The sequence below is a fragment of the Streptomyces sp. NPDC013157 genome (genome assembly GCF_042899865.1).
GTDB lineage: Bacteria > Actinomycetota > Actinomycetes > Streptomycetales > Streptomycetaceae > Streptomyces.
The window spans coordinates 612,486-628,876 of record NZ_JBIBAK010000005.1 but is presented as its reverse complement, the minus strand read 5'-3'; the positions used below and the strand labels follow the sequence as shown (position 1 = coordinate 628,876).

Below are 16,391 nucleotides of genomic sequence, written 5' to 3'. Positions count from 1 at the left end.
GACACACCCCACCCAACGCCACACCCCCGGCCCGGGACACCCCCGGACCGATCACACCATACGAATCAACGACCCGCGAAGTACGGGTCTAGCGTGGCGGTCATGGACGAGCAGCGGGTACGGGAGCGCGGTCCCGCCCAGTGGTGGCACTCCGGCCCCCCGTGGTGGAACCACCCGGAAGGCACCGACACCGCCAACGGCCGCGGCCCCGGCACCGATGGGATCCGTCGCCCCCGCATGCCCTGGCGCTCCACCCTGCTGCTGACCATCCTCGTGCTGGCGGGCTCGCACTTCGCCGCCCACACCCAGCCCCACCGTGAGCACCTCGACGCCTGCGCCCGCCTGCTGCTCCTCGCCACCTGTGCCCTGCTGCTGTGGCGGCACCGGCATCCGGTGACGGTGGCGTTCGGCACCGCCGCGCTCACCCTGGTCTATCTCGGTGCCGGCTACCCGTACGGGCCGGTCTTCGCGGCGGTCGCGGTGGCCTGCTTCAGTACCGTCGTCGCCGGGCACCGCCGGGCCGCCTGGGCGGCGCTCGGAATGCTGTGGGCCGGGCATCTGCTGATCTCGCTCTGGCTGTACCGGTGGCTTCCGCCGCCGGGCGACAGGGGGGCCAGCCTCGGCCAGGAGGTGATCGTCGCCACCTGGGTGCTGATCATCGTCTCGCTGGCCGAGCTGGTCCGGCTGCGGCGCGAGCAGTGGGCACGGGAGCGGGCCGACCGCGCCCAGGCGGCCCGGCGGCGCGCGGACGAGGAACGGCTGCGGATCGCCCGGGAGCTGCACGACGTCCTGGCGCACAGCATCTCGGTCATCAACGTCCAGGCCGGCATGGGCCTCGCGCTGCTCGACTCCGACCCGGAGCAGGCCAGGTCGGCGCTCACCACCATCAAGGCGGCCAGCAAGGAGGCGCTCGGCGAGGTGCGCCAGGTGCTCGACACCCTGCGCTCCCCGGGAGACGCGCCGCGGGCGCCCGCGCCCGGTCTCGGCCGGCTGCCGGAACTGGTGGAACAGGCGGCGGGCGCCGGCCTCGCCGTGGACGTGACGGGGGAGCCGCCGCGCCTGGGGCCCGGCGCGGACCTGGCCGCCTTCCGCATCGTGCAGGAGGCGCTCACCAATGTCGTACGGCACTCGGGTTCGCGGCAGGCGCGCGTGCGGCTCGAACACGGGGGAGGGGAGCTGCGGTTGCGGATCGACGACGACGGTCCGGCGACCGGGGCGGACGCGGGCGGCAGCGGGAACGGGCTGGCCGGGATGCGGGAGCGGGCGGCCGCCCTGGGTGGCACGATCGAGGCGGGGCCGCGCGCCGACGGGGGCTTCCGGGTACTCGCCGTACTGCCCTTGGACGACCGGACCGACCGGGAGGACCGATGATCCGGGTGCTGCTCGCCGACGACCAGTCGCTGGTGCGGGCCGGTTTCCGGGCGCTGCTCGACGCGCAGCCGGACATCGAGGTGACCGGTGAGGCGGCGGACGGCGAGGAGGCGCTGCGCAAGGTGTGTGAACTGCGCCCCGACGTCGTCCTGATGGACATCCGCATGCCGCGTCTGGACGGACTGGCCGCGACCCGGCGGGTCACCCGCGAACCGGAGCTGGCGGACGTCAAGGTGGTCATGCTGACGACGTTCGAGCTCGACGAGTACGTCTTCGAGGCGATCCGTTCCGGCGCCTCCGGCTTCCTGGTCAAGGACACCGAACCGGACGAACTGGTGCGCGCGGTCAGGGCGGTGGTGGCCGGCGACGCGCTGTTGTCGCCGGGGGTGACGCGCCGGTTGATCGCGGAGTTCGCGGCCCGTTCCAAGGAGCCGGCCGCCGCCGACGTGCTCGCCCGGCTCACCGAGCGGGAGCGTGAGGTGATGGCCCTGGTCGGCATCGGCCTGTCCAACGAGGAGATCGCCCGCCGCCTGGTCGTCAGCCCCCTCACCGCCAAGACCCACGTGAGCCGCACGATGATCAAGCTGGGCGCCCGCGACCGCGCCCAACTGGTCGTCCTGGCCTATGAGTCGGGGCTGGTGCGGCCGGGCTGGCTGGGCTGAGCCGAGCGCTGGAAACGGACCAGCACGCTCACCACCCGGGCGAGGAACACCACGGCGGCGAGCACCGCGCCCACGACGGGCAGCACGCGCTCCGGGCCGCGGGGCAGCGAGAACAGCAGCGCCGGACCGGCCACCGCCCCGAAGACCAGCACGGCCGCGAACACCGCACTGCACAGCGCGTATCCGATCTCGACGGTGATCGCGTCCCGCTCGGCCTGACCGCGCCGCCCCCCGTACGTCGTCATCCCGGCAGTCTCACAGCCGTGTGCCCGGCGGGGCAACAGGCCCCGCCGGGCACAGGTTCGCAGGCGTCCCCGTTCAGTCGCGTGCGGACACGCGCTCCGCCTCCAGGGAGGTGGACTTGGCGATCACGACGGTCTGCTGCGGGCGCCGGGTGCGCAGACCCGTGAGCGTGATCAGCAGCCCGGCGAGGGCCACGACCGCCACCACCAGGAACCCGGGACGATAGCTGTCGAGCACGGCCTGCGGGGTCGCGTGGGCGGGCGCGCCCGCGGTGACCACGGCCGTGACGATCGCCAGGAAGATGGCCCCGCCCACCTGCACCGAGGTGTTGAGGAGCCCGGAGACCATGCCCTGCTCGTGGTCGTCGACGCCGTTGGTGGCCTGGATGTTGAGGGAGGGGAACACCAGCGCGCAGGCCGCACCGATCAGCAGCATCGACGGGAGGATCGCCGCCGCGTAGGCCGGGCTCAGGTCGACGCGGAGGAACAGGGCGTATCCGACGACCATGAACGCGAAGCCCGCCGCGATGAGCCGCGGGGTGCCGAAGCGGTCCACGATCGCGCCGACCTTGGTCGAGGACACGGCCACCAGCGCGCCCGCGGGGAGGAAGGCCAGGGCGGTGTGCAGGGCGGACCAGCCGAGCAGGGACTGCATGTAGAGGGTGGTCAGGAACTGGAAGCCGACGTACGAGCCGAAGAAGGCGATCGCGCCGAGCTGGGCGCGGACCTGGTTGCCCGAGCGCAGCACGCCGAGGCGGATGAGCGGTCCGGGGGAACGGCGTTCGACCTGGACGAAGACGGTCAGCAGGACGGCGACCGCGAGGAAGGAGAGCAGGGTGCGGGCCGACGCCCAGCCCACCTGCGGCGCCTCCACGACGGTGAACACCAGGAGCAGCATGGAGGCGGTGCCGAGGATCGCGCCGGGGATGTCGTAGCCGTTGTGGTCGCGCTCACGGGAGCTGCGCGGCAGCAGCCTGAGGCCGGCCAGGAGCGCGATCAGGGCGATGGGTGCGGGCAGCAGCATGGTGAAGCGCCAGCTGGCCTCGGTGAGCAGGCCGGACAGCACCAGGCCCATGGAGAAGCCGGTGGCCGCGCAGGTGGTGTAGATGGAGAGGGCGCGGTTGCGCAGCGGGCCCTCCGGGAACGTGGTCGTGATGATCGAGAGGCCGGCCGGCGCGGTGAAGGCCGCGCTCAGGCCCTTGATGAAGCGGCTGGCGATCAGCAGCGGACCCGAGTCGACGAGGCCGCCGAGGAGCGAGGCGAGCGCGAAGACGCCGAGGGCCACGAGGAACACCTGGCGCCGGCCGAGCAGGTCGGCGGTGCGGCCGCCGAGCAGGAGCAGGCCGCCGTACCCCAGGATGTAGCCGCTGACGATCCATTGCAGCGTCGAGGTGGACAGGTGCAGGTCGGAGCCGATCGACGGCAGGGCGACACCGACCATCGACACGTCCAGTGCGTCCAGGAACATGGCGGCGCAGAGCACCAGCAGGGTGCCCCAGAGCCGGGGAGTCCAGCGTCCGTCGGAAGCGGGGGCGGTGAGCGGAGAGGTCATGGACCGAGACACTACATGCACATGCATGGAATGCAAACGCATTTAATTACGATGCAACAATCCGAATTCTCTGCTACGGTGCCCGGATGGCGGCGAAGAAGCCCGAACAGGCGCTCGTGGAGCAATGGCGGGACATCCTGGCCCTGCACGCCCGCACCCAGTGCGAGCTGGACCGTGCCCTGCACGGACACGGCCTGTGCGGCAGTGACTTCGAGGTCCTCGACCTGCTCTCCGACGGCCCGGCGGCGGACGGCGTCTGCAGCTTCCGGGTGCAGGAGATCGCCGAGCGGGTGCACCTCAGCCAGAGCGCGCTCTCCCGGCTCATCGCCCGCCTGGAGAAGGACGGCCTGGTCGAGCGGGCCATGTGCCCGGAGGACCGGCGGGGCGTGCGGGTGGCGCTCACCGGCAAGGGGCGTGCGCTGCACGGCGAGGTGCTGCCGGTGCAGCGCGCGGTGCTCACCCGGATGCTGGCCGCCGAGGCGGGCTGAGCCCGGCGGGTCCGGCCCAGGCCGGTGAGGCCGTTCGCCGTCGCCGGCCGGTCAGATCCCGGAGTTCGTCAGCCACAGGTCGGCCAGCTCCGGATCGCCGACCACCTTCGGCACCGGCACCCGGTTCCACAGGGCCAGGTACAACTGATCGGCGGGACCGGCCAGTTCGGCCCTCGCATCATGGGGCGCACCGAGTTCCGTGACCGGCGGTCCCTCCGACAGCCGCACGGTCCAGGCCGCGTCCGTGTCCACCGTGCGCACTCCCAGCACCCGCGGGTGCTCGCTGCGGACCCGGCTGCGCGTGCGGGCGTGGAAGCCGCGCAGCAGTTCGTCGATGCCGTCGACCGCGAAGCCCGTGCCGACCGGCGTCGCCGGGCCGCCCCGCGCGGCCTCGGCGTCGTACCGGTGCACGGTCGTCTCATGGGCCTGCCGGCGGAGCCAGAAGGCCAGCGGTGAGGAGACGGGGGCGGGGTGGAAGGTCCAGCACGTCACGTCCTGCGGCGCGCCGCCCAGGGTGTCGATCAGCCGGCGATGGCCGTCCCGGTACCAGTCCGTCAGTTCCGTGCCGTCGATGTCCGGGGGCTCCGGGACGGGGCGGGGCGAGGTCCAGGCGTCGGCGACGACACCGGCGGCCCACCGGTGGATGGTGCCGGTGTGCCGCAGCAGATCGCGCACCTGCCACTCCGGGCAGGTGGGCACCGGGGCGTCGAGCCCCGCCCCGGCGGCGGCCGCGGCCAGCAACCGGCCCTCCCGGTCGAGGATCTCGAGAAACTCAGCAGTCTCCATGCCGCGAGTCTGCCGGAAAGCGGCCGTTCCTGCCGTCAGCGCAGCAGGAACCCCACCGCGTACCCCAGGGCGTTGACCGCCCAGTGCAGGGCCATCGGCGCCAGCAGGGAGCCGCTGCGATCGCGCAGCCAGCACAGCAGACAGCCCGCGACGGCCGTGAACAGCACGGCGCCGACGTCCACCAGGACCGCCCCGGCGGCCGAGTGCCCGAAGAGCGAACCCAGCGTCGGCTTCTCCTTGCCGAGGTTCAGCGAGGGCAGGATGTGCCAGAGGCCGAAGAGCACGGAGGACAGGACGGCGGCCGTCGTGGGCGTGCGCAGACGGCACAGCAGCGCGAACAGCACCCCGCGGAAGGCGGTCTCCTCCAGCAGCACCGTCCCCACGGGCACCGCGACCAGCGCCTTGAAGGCGATCTCCGAACCGCTCAGCGCGTCCGTCCGCTGGTCCGCGAACAGCCCGCGGGTGACCGGGGGCAGGGCCGCGCACAGATAGACCGCCGCGACGATCCCGATCAGGGCCGCTCCCCAACGCACCCCGTCAGCAAGGGTGTTCCGGCCCAGCCCCAGCTCCGGCCAACTGCCCCCGGCCCAGAACAGCAGCCCCACCAGGACGGCCGGGGCGACGACCGCGGTGAGCAGTATCCAGGAACCGGCCCAGCGATTGTCCAGCAGGTTCGCCAGCACCAGCACGGCCACTGCCGCCGCCACGGCGGCACGGGTCGGGAGCCGGGGGAGCGGCATGGCGGGCGCGATGTCAGGACCCGGCCGGGTGGCGAAGCGGCGGGCAGGTCATGCGGTGCCCGCCGCCACGGGCCCGGCCCGGTGCGGCGCCGACGACGGTGACGACCTCGGTACCCGCCTTCCGCAGCGAGGTCTGGGGCCGGCCGGCGTGGTCGCAGCCGGTGACCACGCCCGGCTCCGGCGCGACCACGCCGGCGAACGGGGTGGCGCGCTCGGTCGTCCGGGCCTCGGCCATGCCCACCACGATGGGACACCTCGTGTGGCTCCGCACCTTTTCCCGGAGGGGAGAGGGGTCCGGAAGGATCTTCCGGATGCGGCGGCGGGTGCGGTGGCCGATCGTGGTCCCGAGGTGGCGAAGTGAGTGGTGCGGGCAGGGCTCTGAATCGTACGAAGGACTGGACCCGGCGGACGGCGGAGCGGGTGCGCGGGCACCTGGGCCCCGACCGGGTGGTCCGGCGGCGGCCGTGCTGGGGCGGGATCGCGGTGGCCATCCTGTGCTACTGCCTGTCCCTCACCCCCTCCCTGCTCCCGCGGGCCTGGTGGCTGCAGGGGCTCGCGGCCGGCGTCTCGGCGGCCGTCGGCTACGCCGTCGGTGCCGTACTGGAGACCCTCGCCCGGCTGCTGCTCCGCTGGGCGGCCGTCCGCGTCCGTCCCCGTGTCCGCCGCACCCTGCGGACCGCCCTGGGCGTGCTCGGTGCCGCCGCGGTGATCACCGTCACCGCCTGGAGCGTCCGCTGGGAGGGCCAGGTCCGCCGAGCGGTGACCCTGCCCCCGGACATCGTCCGGTGGCAGTGGGCGCTGGTCCCGGTCGTGGCCGCGCTCGTCGCGACGCTCCTGCTCCTGGTCGCCCGGACGGTACGGCTCGGCACCCGCCTCGCCGCCCACGCGTTCGACGCCCTCGTCGCGCGCCCCGTCGCCTGCGCCACCGGGGTCGTCCTGGCCGCCTTCGTGATCGTCGGAGTCGTCCAGGGATTCCTGCTGAACGCGGCACTGGACGCGATCGAGAGCACCGCCTCCCTGGCCGACCAGGGCACCGCCGAGGGCGTCCACCAGCCCGGCCTGCCCACCCTTTCCGGCAGCCCGGAGTCCGCAGCCCACTGGGACACGCTGGGCGCCCAGGGCCGCAACTTCGTCGGTACCGCCACGACCCGCGCCGACATCACCGCGTTCACCGGCCGCCCGGCCGACGATCCGGTACGGGTCTACGTCGGCCTGCGCTCCGCCGACACCCCCGACGAACGCGCCGCCCTCGCCGTACGCGAACTCGAACGCACCGGCGGTTTCTCCCGCAGGATCCTCGCCGTCATGGGCACCACCGGCACCGGCTGGATCAACGACCAGGGCAGCAGACCCCTGGAGTACATGTGGGGCGGCGACACCGCCATGGTGGCCATGCAGTACTCCTACCTTCCCAGCTGGGTCTCGGCGCTCACCGAGGACGAGGCCGCAGGCACCGGACGAGCCCTCTTCGACGCCGTCTACGCCAAGTGGCGGACCCTCCCCGCGGCCTCCCGCCCCCGGCTGCTCGTCTACGGCGAGAGCCTCGGCTCCTTCTCCATGGAGTCCGCCCTGAACGGCTCCCTGCCCACGCTCGTCGCGGAGACGGGCGGCGCGCTGTTCGTCGGGCCGACCTACGACAACCCGCTGTGGAAGTCCGTCACCGTGCAACGGCAGCCGGGCAGCCCCGAGTGGCGGCCGGTGGTCGCCGACGGGGCGCATGTGCGCTTCGCGCAGGTACCGGCGGACTACGGCATCCCGGCCGCGCCCTGGGGCGAGCCCCGCGCGGTCTACCTCCAGAACGGCTCCGATCCGGTCGTCTGGTGGTCGCCCGGCCTCGCCTTCCACCGGCCGGACTGGCTCGACCGGCCACGCGCCCGGGACGTCTCACCGGCGATGCAGTGGTATCCGCTGCTGACGTTCTGGCAGGTGGCCTGCGACCTGGCCGGCGCCGACAGCGTGCCGGAGGGCTTCGGCCACCGGTACGGAACCCTGCCGACGAGCGCCTGGGCGGAGATCACGACCCCACCCGGGTGGACGGACGCCGACACCGCGAGACTGGCCGGGGTGCTGGAGTCGGTGCGGGAGCCGGGGTTGCTGGACTGAGGGGGCGGGAACTCCGTCAGTGCCCCGCCGTGCGCCGGGTCAGCAGTGCGATGGCCGCGGCGGTGGCGGCGAGGGCGGCGACGGTGGTGAGGGCGGTGGGGAGGGAGAGCCAGTCCGCCATGAAGCCGATGGCGGGCGGTCCCAGGAGCATGCCGCCGTAGCCGAAGGTGGAGGCGATGGCGACGCCGTCGGGGCCGGCCAGTCTGCCCGCGCGTTCGATGGCCACGGGGAAGAGGTTGGCGAGGCCGAGCCCGGTGATCGCGAACCCGATGAGGGCCGCCCACAGGGCCGGGGCGAGCGCGCCGACCAGCATGCCGGCCGCGGCGGTCGCGCCGCCGAACACCAGGGTGCGTGTCTGGCCCAGGGCCTCGAGCAGCTTCGTCCCGCTGAGCCGGCCGACGGTCATGGCGAGCGCGAAGCAGGAGAAGCCGACGGCGGCCGCGCCGGGTGCGGCGCCGAGGTCCTGCTCCAGGTGCAGGGCGCTCCAGTCGGCCATGGCCCCCTCGCCGTAGGCCGTGCACAGGGCGATCAGGCCGAACGTGACGACGAGCAGCCGGGTGCGGCGTGCCGGGCGGTGCGGCGTGGATGCCGCCCGGGGTGCGTCGTCCTCGGGGGTGACCGGCGGGGGAGTGCGAAGAAGCGTGCGGCCTGCGAGAAAGGTGACCACAAGGCCGACGGCGGTGAGGCAGAGCAGGTGCTGCGTGGGGGTCAGCAGGCCGGCGATCAGTGAGCCCAGGCCGGAGCCGAGCATGCCGCCCAGGCTGAAAGCGGCGTGGAAGCTGGGCATGATCGGGCGCCGGAGGGCTCGTACCAGGTCGACCGCGGCGCTGTTGAACGCGACGTTGATGCCGCCGTAGGCGCTGCCGAACACCAGCAGTACGGCGCCGAGGGCCGGGACCGAGTGGGTGAGCGGCGGCAGGGCGACGCTCAGGGAGAGCAGGACGGCGCAGGCGACGGTCACGGGGTGGGAGCCGTAGCGGCGGCACAGCCGTCCGGTGAACGTCATCGTGATCACGGCTCCGGCCGAGACGCCGAGCAGGGCGAGCCCCAGGGCGCTGGCCGAGGCGCCGGTCTGTTCCTTGATGGCCGGGATGCGGACGACCCACCCGGCGAAGATGAAGCCGTCCATGGCGAAGAAGACGGTCAGCGCGATGCGGAGACGGGTCAGGACGAGCGGGCGGCCCGGCACGACGGTGTGCGAACGGGTTTTGTTTATTGGCGGCACAAACTCAGGCTAGGTGAGACCGCCGACCCGGGCAAGGGCGTATGCCGCGCGCTCGGCGGCCGGGATCCGCAGGACCGGGGAGAGTGGGCGACGCCCCTCTTTCGCGCCGCCTGGACGGTTGTCCAGGCGGCGCCCGTCGCCTTCGGACTGCTGAACTCGTCCCGGCTGGACACCCGGATGGCCTGGATGGCCTGGATGGTCGCCACTGTCGCCCCGGGACGTAAGACGACGGCAAGTTGACCCAGTGGTTGCGAGGGCGAAGGGCCGGTTTGGGGCTTCCATGACGGTGCGTTGAATCTGCTGTGCTGTCCTGTTTTCGTTGACTTTCCGGGGGAGGACAGCGCGTGATCGTGACTCTGCGCACCGAGGACCTGCCGGTCGCCGACCGGTTTCCGTGGTGGTGCGAGCAGATGGCCCAGGACGTCGTGCCGTCGATGGTCAGCAGCCCGCACGCCGACGACTTCCGCTCCGAGGTGACGGTGGCGGAGCTGGGCCCGGTCGTGCTGACGGCGCTGGACTACCCGGAGATGCGGTCCGTGCGCTCGTCGGCCCTGGTGCGCCGCTCGGACCCCGAACGGTACGGGCTCAGCATCGTCATGGCGAACGAGCTGTACTTCGCCCAGGGGGACAACGAGGCCCGGCTGACCGCGGGCCAGTTGCTGCTCCACGACACCTCCCAGCCCTTCGAGACCCGTGCCCTGCCCGGGGCCGGCCGCGGGGAGCTGGTGATGCTGCAACTGCCCAGGACCGCGCTGCCGTTACGCCCTGAGCGGCTGAACCCGCTGCTCGCGCGAGGCATGTCCGGCGCCACCGGGATGAGCGCCGTCTTCGCCCGCTGCCTGGTCGGCGTCGCCGGGGTGGTCCGGCGGGGAGAGGTCGGCGAGCGCGAGGTCCGGCGGCTGGGCGAGGTGGCCCTCGACCTGGCCGCCGCCACACTGGCCTCGTACATCGACGCCGAGGACCGGCTGCTCCCGGAGACCCGACGCCAGGCGCTGCTCACCCGGATCGAGGCGTTCATCGAACTCAACCTCGCGGACCCCGAGTTGACGCCCGCCGTGGTCGCCGCCCACCACCACATATCCCTCGGCTATCTGCACCGGCTCTTCCAGCACCGTGAACTCACCGTCGCGGCCTGGATACGCCACCTGCGCCTGGAGCGCATCCGGGCCGACCTCGCCGACCCGCGGCTGCGCCACCACCCGGTCCACGCCCTCGGCGCACGCTGGGGTTTCCACCACGCCGCCGACTTCAGCCGCGCCTTCCGTACCGCGCACGGTGTGCCCCCGGGCGACTACCGCCGCCAGGTCCTGGCGGCGGGAGGTACGGCGGTGGACGCAGCGTCAATGAACCGGTGACGCTGCGCCAACGACGTCACCCCCTGCGCACTGACACCGTGTCCAACAGGTTCACGAACAGGAGTGCAGGATGAGTACTACCGCTCAGGCAACCACGGCACAGGTCCGGCAGGCGATGGTGAGCAACTGTCTGTGGGGGGTCCAGCACAACGCGGACATCCACTACTCGCAGGCCCGGCCGATGCCCATCGGCATAGCCGTGCACGCGCTTCCCTTCTCCACCGACTGCTCGGGCTTCGCCACGATCATGGCGAAGTGGAGCGGGGCCGGGGACCCGAACGGCTCCGGGTTCAACGGGCAGGGCTACACCGGGACGATGCTCGACCACTGCGAGCACATCACCGCTGCCGAGACCCGGCCCGGGGACTTCGTGGTCTTCGGCGCGGGCACGGGTACGCACGTCGTCATCCTCGTCGAGAGCGCGGCCAAGGGCCTCGGGGCGCTGTGCGTGTCCCACGGCCAGGAGGCCGACCCGATCCGCACCACCCTTGCGGACGAGGCGAACTCGCACCGGGGCGAGCCCCTCACCTGTCTCCGGTTGCCCGGCGGCGGCACCGGCTCGCCCACTCCGCCGTCCTCGAACCACAACCCGTACTGCCCGCTCGCCGTGGACGGCGGGTTCGGACCGAAAACCATCAAGGCGCTGCAGTGGGTGCTCGGCGTGACCGCTGACGGCGCCTTCGGACCGAACACCAAGAAGGCACTCCAGAGCCACCTCCATGTGCCCGTCGACGGGCAGATCGGTCCGCAGACGATCAAGGCTCTCCAGGTGCACGTCGGTGTCACCCAGGACGGGGACTGGGGTAAGCGGACCACGGAAGGGCTCCAGAAGGCGCTCAACGCGGGCAGCTTCTGAGAATCCGGGGGGGGCAGCCCGGCCCAGAGCTTCGGATCCGGGAGGGCGTTCGCCCGTTCGGGCCGGGGGGACGCACCGGCCCGGCATGCCGTGCGAATCGTGTGTTCGCGCGGCACCGTTTCGTCCACCTCGACCCGTGGGCAGGGGCCGGGCCCGAAGCACCCGCGCGAACTGCCCGACCACACGCCGCCTACTCCGGGCGTCCGGCCGCTCCGGGAACGGGCCCGTCGAGCGGACCGGTGCCCACCGCATCGCCGTCCCGCCGACCGTGTCTCCCGGCCAGGGCCGTGAGGTAGGCGCGCAGCATGACCTTCGCCTCTTCGAGGAGGGCGGCGTCGCCCTCGGCGTCGCAGCGGAAGGCCTCCTGGGCGAGCGCGTCGGCGGCGAGGACGGCGGCATGGCAGGCGTGGCCGAGCCCCTCGATGTCGCCGGCGATGCCGAGCGCGAGCAGGACCCGGCACACCCCGTCGGCCATCCGGCGCTTGTGCTCCCGGTCCGCCGCCCGGGTCCGGTCCGTCAGACCGCTGCCGAACCACAGGGCCCTGAAGCCCTGTTCGGTGCGGTAGAGCCCGGCGTAGGTGTCGATCAGCACGCCGACCGGGTCGGACCAGCGCTCGGTCGCCGCGCTGCGCACGAACTCCTCCATCACCGCTTCGAGCTGGGCGAAGTAGGTCGCGGCCAGCGCGTCGATGATCGCGTCCCGGTCGGGCAGGTACTGGTACAGCGAGCCGACCGAGACCCCGGCCTCGGCCGCGACCCGGGTGGTGGTCAGGGCCGGTACGCCCTCGGCTGTCAGAACGCGCTCAGCCGCCTTGAGTACACGCGCCAACCGGGCTTTGCTGCGGGCCTGTTGGGGAGTACGGCGCAGCACGGCCCCGGTCTCCTCGGCGGCCGGCCCGCTCACGTGACCACCCCTGAATCTGAACGTGACTTTGTTTCAGGTTTACGTTACCGTCGCGGCCATGACGGACTCAAGCTCCGCGCTGGTGCAGGAGCGGGCCGCGGTGGCGGACGTCTGCCGACGCCTGGGGGCGGCGGGCCTGCTGATCGGCACGGCGGGCAACGTCAGCGTGCGGGTGGGGGACCTGGTCGCGGTCACCGCGACCGGCGCGGTGCTCGCCCAACTCACCGCGGGCCAGGTGACGGTGGTCGATCTGGACGGCAAGGTCGTCGCCGGGACCCTGCAGCCGACCTCCGAACTCGACCTGCACCTGGGGGTCTACCGGCGCTACGGCGCCGGCGCGGTCGTCCACACGCACGCCCCCATGGCCACCGCCCTCTCCTGCGTCCTCGACGAACTGCCCTGCATCCACTATCAGTTGCTCGCCCTCGGCGGCACTGTGCGAGTGGCGCCGTACGCCACCTTCGGCACCCCGGAACTCGCCGAGTCGGTACTCATCGCACTCGACGGCCGCAGTGCCGCGCTGATGGCCAACCACGGCTCGGTCGCCGTCGGCCCGACCCTCGACAAGGCCGTCGAGAACGCCCTGCTGCTCGAATGGGCCTGCGGTGTCTACCAGCACGCGGCGGCCCTCGGAACGCCCCGCGTCCTGGACGAGCGGCAGCAACTCGCGGTGATCGAGGCCGCGATAGCCCGGAACTACGGCACCACCCGATCCCTGCAGGAGGGCAAGCCATGAGAGTCGTCACGATGGGCGTGCACGTGCTGGACGTGCTGGTCCGGCCGGTGGACGCGATACCCGAGGGTCAGGGCGCCACCCTGGTCGAGGACATCAGGATGACCGCGGCCGGGACCGCCGGCGGCACCGCACTGAGCCTCGCCAAGCTCGGCGCCACCGTGCGGAGTGCCGGGGCCGTCGGTGCCGACGCGACCGGCGACATGCTGGTCCAACTGCTCGGCAGGGCCGGGATCGACACCGCCTTCCTCGTCCGCCGTGCCGACACCGCCACCTCGGCGAGCGTGCTGCCCATCCGCCCCAACGGCGACCGGCCCTCCCTGCACCTGCTCGGCGCCAACATCACCTATGGCGTCGACGACGTGCCCTGGGACGCCCTCGCCGAGGCCGACCATCTCCACCTCGGCGGCCCGGAGTTGATCGGCGTCGAGGCCGCCGCGCGCATCCTGCACTTCGCCAAGGAGCACGGCGTGACGACCTCCGTGGACCTGCTCGCGCCCGGCGTGCTCGGCGGCTTCGAGCAGATCGCGGCCGCGCTGCCGTACGTCGACCACCTCCTCCCCAACGACGACCAGGTACTGGGCTTCTCCGGCGAGGACGACCTGCTGGCGGGCGCGAAGAAGCTGGTCGGCGCCGGCGCCGGGCTGGTCGCGGTCACCCGGGGCGGTGACGGCGCGCTGCTGGTCACCGCCGAGGGTGCCGAGCCGGTGCCCGCCTTCGAGATCGACGTCGTCGACACCACCGGTTGCGGCGACGCCTTCTCGGCCGGATTCGTCTACGGCATCGGGCTGGGCCGCACCCCGCACGACTCCGCCGTCCTCGGCAACGCCGTGGCGGCCCTGGTCGCCCAGGGTCTCGGCAGCGATCACGGGGACTTCGACCTCGCCGCCGCCGACGCGTTCGCGGCGACGGCCGTCAGGCGCGCGTAGGGCAGGTGTCGGACCTGCGTGCAACGTGACGCCGGCCACGGCCGTCCCGGACGCCCGAGAGGTACCTTCCGTCCCTCGAACCACTGAATTCCTGCGGATATGCACTCGTCCCGGGTGTCTGTGTTCGGACGGAGTCCGGCAACAGCTCGGTTAATAACTGCTCGCTAGTTGGTTACCGGAGAGTGAGCGGGCCATGATGGCCCCATGACGTTGGCCTCGCGCGCTCTGGCGCAACTGGCGACCTGGCCCGACCTGACCCAGGCCGTACCGAGCTGCGGTCTGGGGCAGGCCGTGAGCTCGGTGCAGGGCGAGATCGCGCACTTCCACTCCGACCGCGACGTGGACCTGCGTCTCACCACCCACGCCATCCGGCACTTCGCCAAGGACCTCAAGGGCACGGGGGCGATCCGGATCGTCCCGGGCTCGCAGTGGGTGACCATACGACTCGACGCCGCGAGCGACGTCGACCTGCTGCTGACCCTCGTAAGTGTCGCCCTCCAGGCCCAGCAGAGCTGGCCCGACCCGGCCGACCGGCCGGTGTTCGGCTGCAACGACCAGCGGGGCGCGGGATTCGTCAGCGCCGACACCAGCGGGATGTGACAGCGAGCCGAGTCGCAGGGCCGTACCGCGTCACACTCACACGGCCAGGACCCGGATCCCCGCCTCCTCGAACCGGCGCACCGTCTCCGGCGCCGCCGCCGCGTCCGTCACCAGCGTGTCCACCAGTTCCGCCGCGCAGATCCGGGCGAACGCCCGCCCGCCCAGCTTGCTGGAGTCGGCGGCGACGACCACGCGGGCCGCACGCTCGCACAGCAGCCGGTTGACCGCGGCCTCCGCCTCGTCATGGGCCGCGGCCCCGTGGACGACGTCGAAGCCGACCACCCCGAGCACGGCCACGTCGAGGGTGATCTGTCCCAGCACCCCGTCCGCGAGCGGCCCGATGAGCTCGTACGACTGCGGGCGCGCCACCCCGCCCGTCACCACGATCTTGAACTGGGGCCGCACCGCGAGCTCGTTCGCGATGTTGAGCGCGTTCGTGACGACCGTCAGCGCCGGCGTACCGGTGCCGAGGTCTCCGCGCACGGCCAGGGCGCGGGCCACCTCGGTGGTGGTCGTACCGCCCGTGAGCCCCACCGCCTCGCCCGGCGCGACCAGGTCCGCCACCGCCTTGGCGATCCGCTGCTTCTCCGAGGCCTGCCGGGCCGTCTTGTAGCGCAACGGCAGCTCGTACGACACCCCGTGCACCACCGCCCCGCCCCGGGTGCGCACCAGCATCTGCTGCTCGGCGAGCTGGTCGAGGTCCCGGCGGATGGTGGCCGCCGAGACCGCCAGCTCGGCCGCGGCCTCCTCGACCTCGAGGCGGCCGCGCTCGACCAGCAGCTCGAGCAGTGCCTTCCAGCGGGCGTCGCGGGACATCCGCCGCCTCCGTTCCTCGCACTCCTGGTGACCTTAGCGCACCTGGTTTTCGGCAGGATGCTTGATTGTGATTGAAAGCTGGCCTTATCTTGCAAGAACAATCACATTGGCCGTCCAGGGGAGGGGCAGTGGTATGTCACACATCACCGAGGAGCTGAACAGCCAGCCCGACTGCTGGACACGTGCCGCCACCGAGGCCACCCGCCAGGCCCACGCCCTCCCGGCCCCGGGCGAGCGGGTCGCGATCGTCGGCTGCGGCACCTCGTACTTCATGGCCCAGGCCGCCGCCGTCCTGCGCGAGTCCGCGGGGCACGGCGAGACGGACGCCTTCGCCGCCTCGGAGTTCCCGCACGGGCGGTCGTACGACCGGGTCCTGGCCCTCACCCGGTCCGGTACCACCACCGAAGTCCTTGAGCTGCTGCTTGAGTTGAAGGGACGGGTGCGCACCGCAGCGATCACCGCGGACCCCGCGACCCCCGTGACGGAGGCCGCCGACGACCTCGTCGTCCTGGACTTCGCCGACGAACGCTCGGTCGTCCAGACCCGGTTCGCCACCAGCGCGTTCACCCTGCTCCGCGCCCACCTCGGCCTGCACACCGACGCCGCGGTCGCCGACGCCCGCACCGCACTGGCGACTCCGCTGCCGCCGGGGCTGGTCGACTGCATCCAGTTCACCTTCCTCGGGCGCGGCTGGACCGTCGGACTCGCGAGCGAGGCCGGGCTCAAGATGCGCGAGGCCTCGCTGTCCTGGACCGAGGCCTACCCGGCGATGGAGTACCGGCACGGCCCGATCAGCATCAGCACCCGCACCACGGCCACCTGGATGTTCGGCCCGGCCCCCGCCGGACTCGCCGAACAGGTCGGCGCCACCGGAGGGTTGTGGATCCAGGGCACCCTCGACCCGCTCGCCGAACTGGTCCGCGCCCAGCGCCTCGCCGTCGCCGTGGCCGCCGCCCGGGGCCTCGACCCCGACCGACCGCGCCACCTCACCCGCTCGGTGATCCTCACCCCGACCGGCGAGGAGTGAGC

Annotated in this window: 18 protein-coding genes; 10 read left to right on the top strand and 8 right to left on the bottom strand. The window is 72.7% G+C overall.

Annotation, left to right across the window (positions count from 1 at the left end):
- Nucleotides 1-93 precede the first annotated feature (93 nt).
- Complete coding sequence (locus ACFY6U_RS19365) at nt 94-1,371, top strand: sensor histidine kinase (protein ID WP_390039700.1); 1,278 nt, start codon at nt 94-96, stop codon at nt 1,369-1,371.
- Nucleotides 1,368-2,033, top strand: a complete 666-nt coding sequence (locus ACFY6U_RS19360) for a response regulator (protein WP_390039698.1) — start codon at nt 1,368-1,370, stop codon at nt 2,031-2,033. Before ACFY6U_RS19365 ends, ACFY6U_RS19360 begins: the two co-directional genes overlap by 4 nt.
- On the opposite strand, the gene ACFY6U_RS19355 is transcribed toward ACFY6U_RS19360, so the two are convergent.
- Both ACFY6U_RS19355 and ACFY6U_RS19350 read right to left on the bottom strand, forming a co-directional pair.
- Complete coding sequence (locus tag ACFY6U_RS19355) at nt 1,994-2,278, bottom strand: DUF6332 family protein (protein ID WP_390039696.1); 285 nt, start codon at nt 2,276-2,278, stop codon at nt 1,994-1,996. The genes ACFY6U_RS19360 and ACFY6U_RS19355 overlap by 40 nt on opposite strands.
- Nucleotides 2,279-2,351: 73 nt before the next feature.
- Complete coding sequence (locus ACFY6U_RS19350; RefSeq protein WP_390039694.1) at nt 2,352-3,827, bottom strand: MFS transporter; 1,476 nt, start codon at nt 3,825-3,827, stop codon at nt 2,352-2,354.
- Nucleotides 3,828-3,913: 86 nt separating this feature from the next.
- On the opposite strand from ACFY6U_RS19350, the gene ACFY6U_RS19345 reads away from it, so the two are divergent.
- Nucleotides 3,914-4,315 (top strand): MarR family transcriptional regulator, encoded by a 402-nt coding sequence (locus tag ACFY6U_RS19345; protein WP_351494848.1) that lies wholly within the window; start codon nt 3,914-3,916, stop codon nt 4,313-4,315.
- A 51-nt stretch (nt 4,316-4,366) separates the two neighbouring features.
- Here the strand turns inward: ACFY6U_RS19345 and ACFY6U_RS19340 are convergent, their stop codons facing one another.
- The 3 genes from ACFY6U_RS19340 to ACFY6U_RS19330 are packed head-to-tail and all read right to left on the bottom strand — an operon-like array spanning nt 4,367 to nt 6,076.
- Nucleotides 4,367-5,101, bottom strand: coding sequence for a maleylpyruvate isomerase family mycothiol-dependent enzyme (locus ACFY6U_RS19340; RefSeq protein WP_390039692.1), 735 nt, complete (start codon nt 5,099-5,101; stop codon nt 4,367-4,369).
- Between the two features lie 35 nt (nt 5,102-5,136).
- Nucleotides 5,137-5,841 (bottom strand): CPBP family intramembrane glutamic endopeptidase, encoded by a 705-nt coding sequence (locus tag ACFY6U_RS19335; RefSeq protein ID WP_390039690.1) that lies wholly within the window; start codon nt 5,839-5,841, stop codon nt 5,137-5,139.
- 13 nt (nt 5,842-5,854) lie between these two features.
- Nucleotides 5,855-6,076 carry an arginine deiminase family protein gene (locus ACFY6U_RS19330; RefSeq protein ID WP_390039689.1) on the bottom strand — a complete coding sequence of 74 codons (222 nt, stop codon included), beginning with the start codon at nt 6,074-6,076 and terminating at the stop codon, nt 5,855-5,857.
- A gap of 122 nt (nt 6,077-6,198) precedes the next feature.
- Between ACFY6U_RS19330 and ACFY6U_RS19325 the strand changes: the two genes are divergently transcribed.
- Nucleotides 6,199-7,944, top strand: a complete 1,746-nt coding sequence (locus ACFY6U_RS19325) for an alpha/beta hydrolase (RefSeq protein WP_390039687.1) — start codon at nt 6,199-6,201, stop codon at nt 7,942-7,944.
- Nucleotides 7,945-7,960: 16 nt separating this feature from the next.
- Here ACFY6U_RS19325 and ACFY6U_RS19320 read toward each other — a convergent pair whose 3' ends face one another.
- Nucleotides 7,961-9,073, bottom strand: coding sequence for an MFS transporter (locus tag ACFY6U_RS19320; protein ID WP_390039730.1), 1,113 nt, complete (start codon nt 9,071-9,073; stop codon nt 7,961-7,963).
- A gap of 440 nt (nt 9,074-9,513) precedes the next feature.
- On the opposite strand from ACFY6U_RS19320, the gene ACFY6U_RS19315 reads away from it, so the two are divergent.
- Both ACFY6U_RS19315 and ACFY6U_RS19310 read left to right on the top strand, forming a co-directional pair.
- The gene (locus tag ACFY6U_RS19315; protein WP_390039685.1) at nt 9,514-10,524 is read left to right on the top strand and encodes a helix-turn-helix domain-containing protein; all 1,011 of its coding nucleotides are present in this window, start codon (nt 9,514-9,516) and stop codon (nt 10,522-10,524) included.
- A 70-nt stretch (nt 10,525-10,594) separates the two neighbouring features.
- Nucleotides 10,595-11,380 (top strand): peptidoglycan-binding protein, encoded by a 786-nt coding sequence (locus ACFY6U_RS19310; protein ID WP_390039683.1) that lies wholly within the window; start codon nt 10,595-10,597, stop codon nt 11,378-11,380.
- 190 nt (nt 11,381-11,570) lie between these two features.
- Here ACFY6U_RS19310 and ACFY6U_RS19305 read toward each other — a convergent pair whose 3' ends face one another.
- Nucleotides 11,571-12,284, bottom strand: a complete 714-nt coding sequence (locus ACFY6U_RS19305; RefSeq protein WP_390039681.1) for a TetR/AcrR family transcriptional regulator — start codon at nt 12,282-12,284, stop codon at nt 11,571-11,573.
- 58 nt (nt 12,285-12,342) lie between these two features.
- Between ACFY6U_RS19305 and ACFY6U_RS19300 the strand changes: the two genes are divergently transcribed.
- From ACFY6U_RS19300 to ACFY6U_RS19290, 3 genes are all read left to right on the top strand, one after another.
- Nucleotides 12,343-13,020, top strand: a complete 678-nt coding sequence (locus ACFY6U_RS19300) for a class II aldolase/adducin family protein (RefSeq protein ID WP_390039679.1) — start codon at nt 12,343-12,345, stop codon at nt 13,018-13,020.
- Nucleotides 13,017-13,946: a carbohydrate kinase family protein gene (locus ACFY6U_RS19295; RefSeq protein WP_390039677.1), complete on the top strand. Its 930-nt coding sequence runs from the start codon at nt 13,017-13,019 to the stop codon at nt 13,944-13,946. The genes ACFY6U_RS19300 and ACFY6U_RS19295 overlap by 4 nt, the downstream gene beginning before the upstream one ends.
- Nucleotides 13,947-14,150: 204 nt before the next feature.
- A complete protein-coding gene (locus ACFY6U_RS19290) occupies nt 14,151-14,546 on the top strand; it encodes a luciferase family protein (protein ID WP_351494871.1) in 396 nt (131 codons plus the stop codon).
- 36 nt (nt 14,547-14,582) lie between these two features.
- Here the strand turns inward: ACFY6U_RS19290 and ACFY6U_RS19285 are convergent, their stop codons facing one another.
- Nucleotides 14,583-15,362 (bottom strand): DeoR/GlpR family DNA-binding transcription regulator, encoded by a 780-nt coding sequence (locus ACFY6U_RS19285; protein WP_390039675.1) that lies wholly within the window; start codon nt 15,360-15,362, stop codon nt 14,583-14,585.
- Nucleotides 15,363-15,495: 133 nt separating this feature from the next.
- Here ACFY6U_RS19285 and ACFY6U_RS19280 point away from each other — a divergent pair, with 133 nt between their 5' ends.
- Nucleotides 15,496-16,389, top strand: a complete 894-nt coding sequence (locus ACFY6U_RS19280) for an SIS domain-containing protein (RefSeq protein ID WP_390039673.1) — start codon at nt 15,496-15,498, stop codon at nt 16,387-16,389.
- Nucleotides 16,390-16,391 lie beyond the last annotated feature (2 nt).

Bases quoted from the DNA above. Each gene is read 5' to 3' on its own strand.
- ACFY6U_RS19360 (WP_390039698.1), top strand. From the start codon at position 1,368: ATGATCCGGGTGCTGCTCGCCGACGACCAGTCGCTGGTGCGGGCCGGT.
- ACFY6U_RS19355 (WP_390039696.1), bottom strand. From the start codon at position 2,278: ATGACGACGTACGGGGGGCGGCGCGGTCAGGCCGAGCGGGACGCGATC.
- ACFY6U_RS19350 (WP_390039694.1), bottom strand. From the start codon at position 3,827: ATGACCTCTCCGCTCACCGCCCCCGCTTCCGACGGACGCTGGACTCCC.
- ACFY6U_RS19345 (WP_351494848.1), top strand. From the start codon at position 3,914: ATGGCGGCGAAGAAGCCCGAACAGGCGCTCGTGGAGCAATGGCGGGAC.
- ACFY6U_RS19340 (WP_390039692.1), bottom strand. From the start codon at position 5,101: ATGGAGACTGCTGAGTTTCTCGAGATCCTCGACCGGGAGGGCCGGTTG.
- ACFY6U_RS19335 (WP_390039690.1), bottom strand. From the start codon at position 5,841: ATGCCGCTCCCCCGGCTCCCGACCCGTGCCGCCGTGGCGGCGGCAGTG.
- ACFY6U_RS19330 (WP_390039689.1), bottom strand. From the start codon at position 6,076: ATGGCCGAGGCCCGGACGACCGAGCGCGCCACCCCGTTCGCCGGCGTG.
- ACFY6U_RS19320 (WP_390039730.1), bottom strand. From the start codon at position 9,073: ATGGACGGCTTCATCTTCGCCGGGTGGGTCGTCCGCATCCCGGCCATC.
- ACFY6U_RS19310 (WP_390039683.1), top strand. From the start codon at position 10,595: ATGAGTACTACCGCTCAGGCAACCACGGCACAGGTCCGGCAGGCGATG.
- ACFY6U_RS19300 (WP_390039679.1), top strand. From the start codon at position 12,343: ATGACGGACTCAAGCTCCGCGCTGGTGCAGGAGCGGGCCGCGGTGGCG.
- ACFY6U_RS19295 (WP_390039677.1), top strand. From the start codon at position 13,017: ATGAGAGTCGTCACGATGGGCGTGCACGTGCTGGACGTGCTGGTCCGG.
- ACFY6U_RS19290 (WP_351494871.1), top strand. From the start codon at position 14,151: ATGACGTTGGCCTCGCGCGCTCTGGCGCAACTGGCGACCTGGCCCGAC.
- ACFY6U_RS19285 (WP_390039675.1), bottom strand. From the start codon at position 15,362: ATGTCCCGCGACGCCCGCTGGAAGGCACTGCTCGAGCTGCTGGTCGAG.
- ACFY6U_RS19280 (WP_390039673.1), top strand. From the start codon at position 15,496: ATGTCACACATCACCGAGGAGCTGAACAGCCAGCCCGACTGCTGGACA.